The organism is Variovorax sp. MPBD4-3 (assembly GCF_058809745.1).
In genome coordinates, this window is the sequence record NZ_JBXASW010000006.1 from 161,695 (window position 1) to 173,990 (window position 12,296).

Sequence of the window (12,296 nt, forward strand, 5' to 3'; positions counted from 1 at the left end):
CCATGAGCAACGACAGCTACATCATCGGCTGGGGCCACACGCCCTTCGGCAAGCTCGACGCGGCCGACGGCGAGCAACTGATCCGCGACGCCGTCGAGCCCGCGCTGCAGACAGCCGGGCTCGAGGCCGCGGACATCGACGGCATCTTCGTCGGCCACTTCAACAGCGGCTTCGTGCCGCAGGACTTCAGCGCGTCGCTGGTCGCGCTGGCCGTGCCCGGCCTGCGCCACGTGCCGGCCGTGCGGCTGGAGAACGCATGCGCCACGGGTTCGGCCGCCATCTGGGCCGCGCTGGACGCAGTGAAGAGCGGCCGCGTGCGCCACGCGCTGGTGGTGGGTTTCGAGATCATGAACGCGGTGCCCGGCCCGGTCATCGCGCAGACGCTGCTGCGCTGCTCCTACGTGAAGGAGGAAGGCACGACGCCCGCAGGCTTTGCGGGCGTGTTCGGCCACATCGCGGGCGGCTACTTCGAGCGCTTCGGCGACCAGAGCGATGCGCTCGCGGCCATCGCGGCCAAGAACCACGCCAACGGTGTGCACAACCCCCATGCGCACATGCGGCGCGACCTGGGGTTCGACTTCTGCCGCAATCCGTCGGACAAGAACCCCTTCGTCGCGGGACCGCTCAAGCGCTCCGACTGCTCGCTGGTGTCCGACGGCGCGGCGGCGCTGGTCATCTCGTCGACGCCCGTCGGGTCGGCCAAGGTGCCGGCGGTGCGCTGGCGCTCGCAAACGCAGGTCAACGACTACCTGCCGCTGTCGCGGCGCGACCCGACGCGCTTCGAAGGTGCGGCGTTGGCGTGGCGGCGCGGCCTGGAAGCGGCACGGCTCACGCTCGACGATCTTGGCTTCGTCGAGACGCACGACTGCTTCACGATCGCCGAATTGCTGGAGTACGAGGCGATGGGCCTGGCGCCGCACGGGCAGGGCGCACGCGCGATTCTCGACGGCGTGACGCGCAAGGACGGCCGGCTGCCCGTGAACCCCTCTGGCGGCCTGAAGTCGCGCGGCCACCCCATCGGCGCGACGGGCGTGTCGCAGCATGTGATGGCAGCGATGCAGTTGACCGGCACGGCCGGCGACATGCAGGTGGGCACGGGCAAGCCCGGCGCCGTGTTCAACATGGGCGGCGCCGCCGTCGCCAACTACCTCAGCGTGCTGGAGGCGGCATGAGCCAGGCGCAGGCCGCGAACCTGTCGGTGCTGCTGTCGCAGACGGCGGCGCTGTTTCCTGCGCGCGCCGGCCTGATCCTCGAGGACCGCAGCTGGACCTGGCACGAGATCGACTCGCGCGTCGATGCGCTCGTGCAGGGGCTGCGCGCGCTGGGCATGCAGCGCGGCCACAAGTTGCTCGTGCAGTCGCGCAACAACCTCGCGCTGTTCGAGAGCTGCTGGGCCGCATTCCGCATGGGTGCGGTATGGGTGCCGGTCAACTTCCGGCTCACGCCTCCCGAAGTGGCTTACCTGGGCAGCTCGAGCGAGGCGACGGTGATGCTGGCCGAAGACGGCTTTGCCGCGCACGTCGACGCCGTGCGCGGTACCAGCGCGCATTTGCGCCACGTCGTCACCATCGGGGCGCCGCGCCAGGGCGAACAGGGCTACGAGGCGCTGATCGCCGCCAATGCGGGCGCGCAAAAGTCCGTTGCCGATGTCGAGGCCGGCACGCCGCTGTGGTACTTCTACACCTCGGGCACGACCGGCAAACCGAAAGCGGCCGTGCTGACGCACGGCCAGCTCGCCTTCGTCGTCGCCAACCATCTCGCCGACCTGATTCCCGGCACGACCGAAAACGACTGCTCCATCGCCGTGGCGCCGCTGTCGCACGGCGCGGGCATTCATGCGCTGCTGAACGTCGCGCGCGGCGCGGCCACGGTGCTGCCGTCGTCGGACCGGCTGGAGCCGCGCGCGTTCTGGTCGCTGGTCGAGCGCCACAAGGTCAGCAACCTCTTCACAGTGCCGACCATCGTCAAGATGCTGGTCGAAGACCCGTCGGTCGACGAGTTCGACCACCGCTCGCTGCGCTACGTGATCTACGCCGGCGCCCCGATGTACCGCGCCGACCAGAAGCGCGCCTTGCAGAAGCTGGGGCCGGTGCTCGTGCAGTACTTCGGCCTCGGCGAGGTGACAGGTTGCATCACGGTGCTGCCGCCGACGATGCACTCGGCCGACGACGCGGATGCCAACGCGCACATCGGCTCATGCGGGCGGCCGCGCACCGGCATGGAAGTCGCGATCCTCGACGAGCAGATGCAAAGGCTGCCGGCCGGCGCCGTCGGAGAAATCTGCTGCCGAGGACCGGCCGTGTTCGCGGGATATTTCAACAACCCGGAGGCCACGGCCAAGGCGGTTCGCGGCGGCTGGTTCCACACGGGCGACCTGGGGCGCATGGACGCGCAGGGCCTGCTCTACATCACGGGCCGAGAGTCGGACATGTACATCTCGGGCGGCTCCAACGTCTACCCGCGCGAGGTCGAGGAGATCCTGCTGACGCACCCCGCCGTGCGCGAGGCCGCCGTGCTGGGCCTGCCCGACGCCAAGTGGGGCGAGGTGGGCGTGGCCGTGCTCGTGTGCGATCGCGAAGGCGTGACGACCGAAGACATCCTGGGCCACCTCGACGGCCGCTGCGCCAGGTACCGCTGGCCGCGGCGCGTCTTCTTCTGGGAGTCGCTGCCCAAGTCAGGCTACGGCAAGGTCACCAAGAACGAAATACGCCGGCTCCTTTCGGAGCGCGGAGAGATCGGGGAGGCCACCACCCACTGAGCCTGCCTTTTCTCCCCGGACGATCGGATTCAAGACTAACCAGAACATAGAGACAACAGATGAACATCAACCGCCGTACCGTGCTGCGCACCGCCGCCGCTGCTTCCAGCCTCGCCATGCCCCTGCGCCACGCCTTCGCGCAGAAGAACGTCTTCAACTACAAGTACGCCAACAACCTGCCGGTCTCGCACCCGATGAACATCCGGGCCAAGGAGATGGCCGACGCGATCCGCGCGGAGACGAGCGGCCAGGTCGACATCCAGATCTTCCCGAACAACCAGCTGGGCTCCGACACCGACGTACTGAGCCAGTTGCGCGCGGGCGGCGTCGAGTTCTTCACGCTGTCGGGACTCATCCTGTCGACGCTGGTGCCCGCGGCCTCCATCAGCGGCGTGGGCTTTGCATTTCCCGACTACGCGAGCGTATGGAAGGCCATGGACGGGGACCTGGGCAGCCATATCCGCATGCAGATCGCCAAGTCCAACATCGTGGCCATGGACAAGATCTGGGACAACGGGTTCAGGCAGATCACGTCGTCGAACAAGGCCATTGCGTCGCCGGCAGACCTGAAGGGTTTCAAGATCCGCGTGCCGGTGTCGCCGCTGTGGACCTCGATGTTCAAGGCGCTGGATGCCGCGCCCACGTCGATCAACTTCGCCGAGGTGTATTCCGCGCTGCAGACGAAGATCGTCGACGGGCAGGAGAACCCGCTTGCCATCATCTCGACCGCCAAGCTCTACGAAGTGCAGAAGTTCTGCTCGATGAGCAACCACATGTGGGACGGCTTCTGGTTCCTGGCCAACAAGCGTGCATGGGACAAGCTGCCGCCCGCGCTGCAGGCCATCGTCGCGAAGCACATCAACGCGGCGGCGCTGAAGGAGCGAACCGACGTCGCCGAGCTCAACGCCAACCTGCAGAAGGAGCTCGCTGCCAAGGGCATGCAGGTCAGCCAGCCCGACCCCGGCGCCTTCCGCGACCAGCTGCGCAAGGCCGGCTTCTATGCGGAGTGGAAAGCCAAGTACGGCGACGAAGCATGGGCGCTGCTGGAGCGCAGCGCGGGCAAGCTCGCATGAACGCGCCGCGCCCGGCGGCGCGGCCGCCCGAGCATCACGCGGGTTCCCCGACCGTGGAAGACCCGGCGGGCGCGCACGGCCACGGCCACGGCGACGCGGCCAACGAGGCCGACCCGAGCTCGTTGCCATCGTTGACCTCGCGCATCGAGCGGCTGCTCGGCGCGCTGGTGGACGGCGCGGCCGGTGCCCTGGTGCTGGCCGACGTGGTGGTGCTGCTGGCGGGCGTGGTCGCGCGCTTCGTGCTGCACCAGCCGCTGATCTGGTCGGACGAACTCGCTTCGATGCTCTTCATCTGGCTCGCCATGCTGGGCGCGGTGGTGGCGCTGCGGCGCGGCGAGCACATGCGCATGACCGCGCTGGTGTCGAAACTGCCGCCGACGCGCCGCCGCTTCGCCGAGGCCGTGTCGCTCTACGCAGCCCTCGCTTTCCTGGCGATGGTGGTGTGGCCTGCGTGGGAATACGCGTCGGAAGAGCGCTTCATCACCACGCCGGCGCTGGACATCTCCAACGCCTGGCGCGCCGCCGCGCTGCCGGTGGGCGTGGCGCTCATGGCCATGTTCGCGGCGCTGCGGCTGTTGCGCGACTTCGACTGGAAGACGTCGTTGCAGGCCTTGGCGATCGTCGTGACGCTCATCGCGGCATTCATCCTGGGCCGCGCGGTGTTCGAAGACCTGGGCCGGCTCAACCTGCTGGTTTTCTTCGTCGGCGTGGTGCTGGCCTGCGTGCTGTGCGGCATTCCCATCGCGTTCGCATTCGGCCTCGGCACCTTCGGCTACCTCGCGCTGACCACCGACACCGCGCTGCCCGTGATCGTCGGGCGCATGGACGAAGGCATGTCGCACCTCATCCTGCTGGCGGTGCCGTTATTCGTCTTTCTGGGCCTGCTCATCGAGATGACGGGCATGGCGAAGGCGATGGTTTCGTTCCTTGCCAGCATGCTGGGGCATGTGAGGGGAGGCCTCTCCTATGTGCTGGTGGGGGCGATGTACCTGGTGTCGGGCATTTCGGGCTCCAAGGCGGCCGACATGGCGGCCATCGCGCCAGCGCTGTTCCCCGAGATGAAGAAGCGCGGCGCCGCCGAGGGCGAACTGGTGGCGCTGCTCGCGGCCACCGGCGCGCAAACCGAGACCGTGCCGCCCAGCCTCGTGCTCATCACCATCGGCTCGGTCACGGGCGTGTCGATCGCGGCGCTGTTCACGGGCGGCCTGCTGCCGGCCGTCGTCCTGGGCCTGATGCTGTGCGTGGTGGTGTACGTGCGCAATCGGCACGACGACCTGAGCGGTGTCGCGCGGCCCGGGATGCGGCAGGTTTTGAAGCTGGGCCTGGTGGCACTGCCCGCACTGGCATTGCCGTTCGTGATCCGTGCGGCGGTCGTCGAAGGCGTGGCCACGGCGACCGAGGTGTCGACCATCGGCATCGTCTATGCCGCGGTCGCCGGGATCGTGGTGTACCGGCAGTTCGACTGGCGGCGGCTGGGCCCGATGCTCGTGGCCACCGCTTCGCTGTCGGGCGCGATCCTGCTGATCATCGGCACGGCCACCGCCATGGCCTGGGGGCTGACGCAATCGGGCTTCTCGCGCTGGCTGGCGGAGGTCATGGGCAGCCTGCCCGGCGGCGCGCCGATGTTCCTGGCGGTATCGCTCGTCGCCTTCGTGGTGCTGGGTTCCGTGCTCGAGGGCATACCGGCCATCGTGCTGTTCGGCCCGCTGCTGTTTCCGATTGCGCGGCAGTTGGGCATCCACGAAGTGCACTACGCCATGGTCGTCGTGTTGTCGATGGGGCTGGGCCTGTTCGCGCCGCCCCTGGGCGTGGGCTACTACGCTGCCTGCGCCATCGGCCGCGTGCGGCCCGACGAAGGCATCAGGCCCATCGTCGGCTACATGCTGGCCCTGCTCGTCGGCACCACGGCCGTGGCGGCCATTCCGTGGCTTTCCATCGGGTTCCTCTGAGATTCAACCGTTTGCGCACACCAAGGAGAAAAGCATGGAAACCAAGACAGGCATCGCCCGCAAGACCGTCGCCGTGGACGGCGACGTCCGGTTGAGCTACCTGGAGGCCGGCAACGGGGCTCCCCTGGTGCTCATACCGGGCTGGTCGCAAACGGCCGAACAGTACAGGTACCAACTGGAAGGCCTGGCGGACCGGTATCGCGTGATCGCGTTCGACCTGCGCGGCCATGGCGATTCGGACAAGCCCGGGCGAGGCTACCGCATCCCGCGCCTTGCGGCCGACCTGCAGAATGCGCTGGTCGCGCTCGACCTGCGTGACGTGACCATCGTCGGCCACTCGATGGGCTGCTCGGTGCTCTGGTGCCACTTCGACCTGTTCGCAGCCGGGCGTATCGGCCGGTACGTGTTCTGCGACCAGGCGACATGCCTCACGCGCAACCCCGAGTGGACCGACCAGCAGGTCGCCGACTACGGCCCCATCTTCACGGCCGACAGCGTGGTCGAGACCGCCAATGCACTGCGAGGCGCGGGCGGGGTGGAGGCCACGGTCGGCTTCCTGCGCTCCATGGTCACGGCCGACATGCCCGCCGAGGCCTTCCAGTGGATCGTCGACATGAACTTGAAGATGCCACGCGCTGCGGCGGCCGACCTGCTCTACAACCACTGCCACCAGGACTGGCGCGAGGTGCTACCGCGCATCGACCGGCCGACGCTCTTCATCGGCGGCGAGGGCAGCCTGGTGCCGCACAGCTGCATGCGGTGGGAGGCGACCCAGGTGCCCGGCGCCAGGGTGGAGATCTTCGAAGAAGGGGAAGCGGGCTCGCACTTCATGTTCATCGAGAACGCGGGGAAGTTCAATGCGCTGCTCGCGGGATTCGCCGGTTGATGCCTGGTGCGAGGCCCCCGAAGCGGATGCCGGACACGGTCTCCAGCATTTCGGGAAGCTGAGTCGGGCCGCGAAGACTCACACGGCGCTGATGTTCTTGTCCTTGGCCACCTTGGTCCAGCGCGCGGCATCCGCGGACAGCCGCTTGCGCATGGCCGCGGCAGGCTGGTACGCGGCGATGGCGCCGGCGTGGACCAGCTTGTCCTGCACGTCCTTGTCCTTGGACAGGATGTCGGAGAGCTCCTTGTTGATGCGTGCCACCACCGATGCGGGCGTGCCCAGCGGTGCGATGAGGCCGCCCCACGAATCGAAGTCGAAGTTGGGGAAGCCCTGGGCCGAGACCGTCTTCACGCCGGGCAGCAGCACGTTGCCGCGCGGCGAGCTCACGGCGACGGCGCGCAGCTTGCCCGACTTGATGTGCGGCAGGGCCGCGACCACGTCCGCGAACATCACGCCGAGCTGGCCGCCCAGCAGGTCGGTCACGGCCGGCGCGCTGCCGCGGTAGGGCACGTGCTGCATGTCGAAGCCGCCCAGGTCCTTCAGCTGCTCCATGGCCAGGTGGCCGAAGCTGCCCGCGCCCGAGCTGGTGTAGTTCAGCGGCGTCTTCGCGGCCTTGGCATGGGCGATGAGGCTTTGCAGCGAGTCCACGCCCGGCATCAGCGTCGGGTTGACGACGATGGCCATGGGCAGGTCGTACACGGTCGCCACGCACATGAAGTCCTTCTCCACGTCGTAGGCGCCGTTCTTGTACAGCAGCGGCGCCAGCAGTGCCGGCATGCCGAACATCGACAGCGTGTTGCCGTCGGCCGGCGACTTGATGAACTGGGCCGTGCCGATGGAGCCGGACGCGCCGGGGCGGTTGTCCACCATGATCGAGGTGCCCAGGCGTTCGCCGAGCTTCTGCGAAGTGATGCGCGCGGCCGTGTCGGTCGGGCCGCCCGCGGGGAAGGCCACGACCATCTTGACGATCTTGCCCGGCCATTCGGCGTCTGCCGCGAAGGCCGGCAGGCCCAGGGTGGAAAGTGCGCCTGCGGCGCCGGTGGCCAGCAGGTGGCGGCGGCTGATGATGTGAGCTTGGTTCATGTCTGTTCTTTCTGAAAGATGAAAGGGTGTCCTGGCGTGCGGCCGCGGCGGGTCAGATCGCCTGCTGCGCGCGCGCCGCGGCAATGGCCTGGTCGTCCATGGCCAGCACTTCGCGAAGCACCTCGTCGGTGTGCTGACCCAGGTGGGGCGGCGGCCGGCGCACGGGCGTGCGCTCGCCGTCCATCACGTAGGGAGGCGCGAGCACGCTCTGCGGCCCGGCCTCCGCGTCGTCGAAGTGGTGCAGCAGGTTGGCCTGGGCGGTGCGCGGCGAGGTCAGCGCCTCGTACATGCCCAGCACTTCGCCGCAGGGGATGCCGGCCGCCGCCAGGCTGGCGAGCAACTCGCGGCGGCTCAACCCGCGCAGGGCTGCGCGCACCAGCGGCAGCAGGATCTCGCGGTTGGCCGAGCGCCCGGTGTTGGTGGCGAAGCGGGGGTCGGCGGCCCACTCGGGCGGGCCGACGACCTGCTCGCAAAAGCGCACGAACTGGCCGTTGTTGCCCACGGTGATGACCACCGGGCCGTCCACGGCATCGAAGACGCCGTAGGGAACGATCGAAGGATGCGCGTTGCCGAACTTGGGCGGATCGCCCGCCTTCAGCAGGGCCTCCATGCCGTAGTAAGAGGTGATCATCAGGCCGCAGTCGTAGAGCGCCATCTGCACATGGCGCCCGCGTCCCGTGGCGTGCCGCTCGTACAGCGCGGCGAGGATGGCCTGGCCCGCGTACATGCCGGTGAACATGTCGACCGCGGCCACGCCGAACTTCAGCGGCCCCTGGCCCGCTTCGCCGTTCATGGCCATGATGCCGGCCTCGCCCTGCACCAGCAGGTCGTAGCCCGGGCGCTGTGCCTCCGAGGTGCTTCGCGCATAGCCGGAGATGGAGCAGTAGACCAGGCGCGGGTTCGACGCGCTGAGCTGCTCGTAGCCCAGGCCCAGCTTGTCGGCGCCGCCGACCTTGAAGTTCTCGATGACCACGTCCGATCTCGCGGCGAGTTCGCGCGCGATCTGCACGCCCGCGGCGGACTGCAGGTCGATGGTGACGGAGCGCTTGTTGCGGTTGGCACTGTTGAAATACGAGGTGTTGCGGGTGCCCACGCGCACGCCCCAGTCGCGCGTGTCGTCGCCGCGGCTGGGGTGCTCGACCTTGATGACGTCGGCGCCCAGGTCGGCCAGCGCCATGGCGCACATCGGGCCCGCGAGCACGCGGGACAGGTCGAGAACACGTAGGCCAGCCAGGGGCTGGACGGGAGCGGTTTGAGGCATGGGGGACGGACGGGCGAAGGCGAACGAGAACAAGCGAAGACGGACGGCAACCGCAGGACGGGCCTTGCGATGCGTGCGGGCGGCTGGCAGGGGATGCCCGGATTATTTGCCGCCGCCTAAAAATTTACAATCGTTCGGTTTTTTGACATTTATGTAAATCTGAAATTGACAATGGATGTTCAAGCCCTGGGCCTGCTGGTCGACATCATCGAAGCCGGCAACCTGAGCAAGGCCGCCACCATGCTGGGCATGAGCCGGGCCAACGTGAGCCAGCGGATCAACCGCTTCGAGCGTGAACTCGGTGCGCAGCTGCTGCGACGGACCACGCGCCAGCTGGAACCCACCGAGCTGGGCATGAAGCTGTACGAGCACGGGCGTGCCGTACGCCACGAGGTGAAGGCCGCGGCCGAAGCCGTGAGCAGCCTCGGCAAGGGCCTGCAGGGAATGATCCGCCTGAGCGTGCCCAGCGGCTACGGGCAGCTGCGCATGTCGGGCTGGCTGGCGGAGTTCATGGAGCGGCATCCGGAGATCACGCTGCACGTGATCTTCGACAACGACATCGAGGAGCTGGTGAAGGGCTCGGTCGATTTCGCGGTGCGCGTCATGGCCGAGCCACCGGCGCAGTTGATTGCCCGCGAGCTGGGGCGCGTGCGGTACGTGGCGTGTGCGACCGCGTCGTTCATCGCACGGCATGGAATGCCGACGAGCCTGGAAGAACTCAAGCGGCTGCCGCTCATCACCTCGCAGCAGACCAGCGAGCGCCTGAGCATGGCCGGCGGGCAGGCCGGTGGCCACCGTTCATTGCAGACACGGCCTCGGCTGATTTCGGCCAACTTTCATTTTCTGTGCGACGCGATCGCGCAGGGCCTGGGTGTGGGCCTGCTGCCGGACTACATGGTGCAGGCGCCCATTGCGCGCGGAGAAATGCAGGCGCTGGCGTTGCAGGAAGAAAACCTGGACTTCCTGTCGACGCAGAAGTTTCTGCTCTACGTGCCGAGCAGGTACCAGACGCAGGCCGTGCGGACGCTGATCGACTTTCTCGTGGAAAGGGAACAGGGATCGCGCCCGCGCATGGACTGACGCGCGCGAGCCCGCACGGCAAGCCTCAGGCCGCGCGCTTGTGCGCCGGCGCATCCACCTCGTAGTACGCCTGGCGTTCCTCCACCGCGTTCCAGCCGATGATTTCCTTGAACGCCGGCATCGTCGTCTGGCCGCCGGGCAGGCCATCGACGTCGCCGGTGCGGCGCTGCGACAGCACCTCCAGGTTGGCCTGCAGCGCATGCACCGTGCTCATGAGCGTGACGATGGGATAGGTTGCGAAGGCGGCCACCGACTCGATCTGCGCGCGGCTCAGGCTGGCCATCCACAGGCCCTGCATCAGCTGCAGCGAGAGGCGCCGGCCGGTGGCCTCCTTGAGTTTCACCAGGTCGTCGAAGCCCTTGAAGGTGCGCGAGATCGGCTGGATCAGGTCGGCGCCGGCTTCGGCGTACTGGCAGGCACGGTCGGTCGCCTCCGCCGGGTCGATGGCGTCGGTGCGCGCCACGATCAGGAAGTCGGGGTCCTGGCGCGCGTCCACCGCCGCGCGGATCTTCGCCACCGCGTCGCGCACCGGCACCAGCGGCATGGTGCTGGCCGCCGCGGGGCAGCGCTTGGGGCTGAACTGGTCTTCGATGGAGATGGCCACCACGCCCGTCTTCTCGAACTCGCGCACCGTGCGCGCCACGTTGATCACGTTGCCGTAGCCGGTGTCGGCGTCGGCGAATATCGGCTTGCGCACGATGTTCGCGATGCGGTTGACCACGCCCACGTTCTCGGTGAGCGTGTAGAGCTCGACATCGGGCTGGCCCAGCAGCGACGCCGAGATACCGAAGCCGGTGGTGAAGATGCCGTCGAAGCCCGACTGGTCGACGAGCAGGGCCGACAGCGCGTCCTGCGCGCCGGCCATCCAGAACGTGGGGCCTGAGGTGATGCGCGCACGCATCGTCTTGCGAACTGAGGTCATTGGAAGAGTCGCTCCTTGCGGGTGTTGCGGGCGTGAATCAACGCTTGACGGGATCGATGTAGCCGCCGAGCGAAACGAACTTCTGGTCCTTGAGCTCCATCAGCGCCACGCCGGTCTGGCCGCGCCGCGCATAGCCGCCAGCGCTGATGGGCTGGAAGGAAATCTTCGGCCCGATCTTCTGGTCGAAGCCCGACAGCCCGTCCAGCGCAGCCACCACCTTGGCGCGGCTGGGCTCGTTGCCCGCGCGCTTGAGCGCCTCGACGGTCACGGCCGCGGCCGAGTAGCCCATCAGCGCCGTGGAGGAGGGGGCCGACTTGGGGTACAGCTTGGTGTAGCGCGCAAAGAAGTCCTTGATGGCGGGGTTGTCGCCCTCCACCGCGTCGTAGTAGGAGGCCACGTACAGCTTGGCCGGGCTCTTGCCCAGCAGCTCGACGAACTTGGGGTCGTTCAGCCCGCCCGCGCCGAACACGGTCGGCTTCCAGCCGAGCTTTTCGGCACCGCGGAAGAACAGCACCGCCTCCTGGCCCAGCGCATAGACGATCACCACGTCGGGCTCGGCCTGCTTGAGCTTGAACACCTGCGAGGTGATGTCGGTGGCGAAGCGCTCGAAGCTTTGCGCCTCCACCAGCTTCAGGCCATGCTTGTCGAGCTGCTTGATAGCGATGTCGTAGGCCGGCTTGCCCCAGCCGTCGTTCTGGTAGAGCATCGCGATCTTCTTCGCCTTCAGCTTCTCCACCGCGTAGTCGATGTAGGCAGCGGTCTCCGTCGATTGCGGCGAAGGCAGCACGTAGAGCAATTCGCGCGGCGGCGTGCTCGTGAGGTCCGAGATGCTCAGCGCGCCGATGGTCGGCACCTTGCGCGTAGAGCTGTATTCGTAGGCGCTGATGTTGGTGGCGTGGCCGATGTTGCCCACCATCGCAAGCACGTTGTCGCGCTCGACCAGCAGCTTGGCGTTGGCCACCGACTTCGCGGGCTTGAGCTCGTCGTCATAGGTGATGAGCTTGATCTTGCGGCCGTTCACGCCGCCTTGCTCGTTCACCATGTCGAAGTAGGTGCGGATGCCTTCGTCCACCGCCTTGCCCATGTAGGCCAGCGTGCCCGACATCGGCTGCGACGAGCCCAGCACGATCTCCTTGTCGAGCACGCCTTCGGCCTTGTTTTCGAACGCAAGGGCGAGCGTGGGCAGCGCGGCGACGCCCAGCAGCGCGGCGGTGGTGGCGAGCACCGTGCGGCGCGAAGCAATGTGTTTCATCGGGTGTGTCTCCTGTCGTTGATAGGGGGAAA

The 12,296-nt window shown here is 67.8% G+C and carries 10 protein-coding genes; 6 read left to right on the forward strand and 4 right to left on the reverse strand.

Features of this window, described 5'->3' with window-relative positions; all coding sequences use genetic code 11:
• Positions 1-2: 2 nt before the first annotated feature.
• From AC1RVW_RS05740 to AC1RVW_RS05760, 5 genes are read left to right on the forward strand one after another with little or no spacing between them, the layout of a single operon-like run.
• Entirely contained in the window at positions 3-1,172 is a 1,170-nt protein-coding gene (locus AC1RVW_RS05740; RefSeq protein WP_493198572.1) for an acetyl-CoA acetyltransferase, read from the forward strand.
• Positions 1,169-2,758: an acyl-CoA synthetase gene (locus AC1RVW_RS05745; protein ID WP_493198574.1), complete on the forward strand. Its 1,590-nt coding sequence runs from the start codon at positions 1,169-1,171 to the stop codon at positions 2,756-2,758. The genes AC1RVW_RS05740 and AC1RVW_RS05745 overlap by 4 nt, the downstream gene beginning before the upstream one ends.
• A gap of 59 nt (positions 2,759-2,817) precedes the next feature.
• On the forward strand, positions 2,818-3,831 hold the full coding sequence (locus AC1RVW_RS05750) for a TRAP transporter substrate-binding protein (RefSeq protein ID WP_285411283.1): 1,014 nt from the start codon (positions 2,818-2,820) through the stop codon (positions 3,829-3,831).
• Complete coding sequence (locus AC1RVW_RS05755; RefSeq protein ID WP_493198576.1) at positions 3,828-5,780, forward strand: TRAP transporter large permease; 1,953 nt, start codon at positions 3,828-3,830, stop codon at positions 5,778-5,780. Before AC1RVW_RS05750 ends, AC1RVW_RS05755 begins: the two co-directional genes overlap by 4 nt.
• Before the next feature lie 34 nt (positions 5,781-5,814).
• Complete coding sequence (locus AC1RVW_RS05760) at positions 5,815-6,666, forward strand: alpha/beta fold hydrolase (protein WP_493198578.1); 852 nt, start codon at positions 5,815-5,817, stop codon at positions 6,664-6,666.
• A 78-nt stretch (positions 6,667-6,744) separates the two neighbouring features.
• Here AC1RVW_RS05760 and AC1RVW_RS05765 read toward each other — a convergent pair whose 3' ends face one another.
• Complete coding sequence (locus AC1RVW_RS05765; RefSeq protein ID WP_106938324.1) at positions 6,745-7,749, reverse strand: Bug family tripartite tricarboxylate transporter substrate binding protein; 1,005 nt, start codon at positions 7,747-7,749, stop codon at positions 6,745-6,747.
• A 52-nt stretch (positions 7,750-7,801) separates the two neighbouring features.
• Complete coding sequence (locus AC1RVW_RS05770; RefSeq protein ID WP_493198581.1) at positions 7,802-9,010, reverse strand: CaiB/BaiF CoA transferase family protein; 1,209 nt, start codon at positions 9,008-9,010, stop codon at positions 7,802-7,804.
• A 171-nt stretch (positions 9,011-9,181) separates the two neighbouring features.
• Between AC1RVW_RS05770 and AC1RVW_RS05775 the strand changes: the two genes are divergently transcribed.
• Positions 9,182-10,090: a LysR family transcriptional regulator gene (locus AC1RVW_RS05775; RefSeq protein ID WP_493198583.1), complete on the forward strand. Its 909-nt coding sequence runs from the start codon at positions 9,182-9,184 to the stop codon at positions 10,088-10,090.
• A gap of 25 nt (positions 10,091-10,115) precedes the next feature.
• Here AC1RVW_RS05775 and AC1RVW_RS05780 read toward each other — a convergent pair whose 3' ends face one another.
• Both AC1RVW_RS05780 and AC1RVW_RS05785 read right to left on the reverse strand, forming a co-directional pair.
• The gene (locus AC1RVW_RS05780) at positions 10,116-11,012 is read right to left on the reverse strand and encodes an isocitrate lyase/PEP mutase family protein (RefSeq protein ID WP_106938321.1); all 897 of its coding nucleotides are present in this window, start codon (positions 11,010-11,012) and stop codon (positions 10,116-10,118) included.
• 37 nt (positions 11,013-11,049) lie between these two features.
• Positions 11,050-12,264: an ABC transporter substrate-binding protein gene (locus AC1RVW_RS05785; protein WP_106938320.1), complete on the reverse strand. Its 1,215-nt coding sequence runs from the start codon at positions 12,262-12,264 to the stop codon at positions 11,050-11,052.
• Positions 12,265-12,296 lie beyond the last annotated feature (32 nt).

Excerpts from the sequence above, each read along its gene's own strand:
- AC1RVW_RS05740 (WP_493198572.1), top strand. The coding sequence starts at position 3 with ATGAGCAACGACAGCTACATCATCGGCTGGGGCCACACGCCCTTCGGC.
- AC1RVW_RS05745 (WP_493198574.1), top strand. The coding sequence starts at position 1,169 with ATGAGCCAGGCGCAGGCCGCGAACCTGTCGGTGCTGCTGTCGCAGACG.
- AC1RVW_RS05750 (WP_285411283.1), top strand. The coding sequence starts at position 2,818 with ATGAACATCAACCGCCGTACCGTGCTGCGCACCGCCGCCGCTGCTTCC.
- AC1RVW_RS05755 (WP_493198576.1), top strand. The coding sequence starts at position 3,828 with ATGAACGCGCCGCGCCCGGCGGCGCGGCCGCCCGAGCATCACGCGGGT.
- AC1RVW_RS05760 (WP_493198578.1), top strand. The coding sequence starts at position 5,815 with ATGGAAACCAAGACAGGCATCGCCCGCAAGACCGTCGCCGTGGACGGC.
- AC1RVW_RS05765 (WP_106938324.1), bottom strand. The coding sequence starts at position 7,749 with ATGAACCAAGCTCACATCATCAGCCGCCGCCACCTGCTGGCCACCGGC.
- AC1RVW_RS05770 (WP_493198581.1), bottom strand. The coding sequence starts at position 9,010 with ATGCCTCAAACCGCTCCCGTCCAGCCCCTGGCTGGCCTACGTGTTCTC.
- AC1RVW_RS05775 (WP_493198583.1), top strand. The coding sequence starts at position 9,182 with ATGGATGTTCAAGCCCTGGGCCTGCTGGTCGACATCATCGAAGCCGGC.
- AC1RVW_RS05780 (WP_106938321.1), bottom strand. The coding sequence starts at position 11,012 with ATGACCTCAGTTCGCAAGACGATGCGTGCGCGCATCACCTCAGGCCCC.
- AC1RVW_RS05785 (WP_106938320.1), bottom strand. The coding sequence starts at position 12,264 with ATGAAACACATTGCTTCGCGCCGCACGGTGCTCGCCACCACCGCCGCG.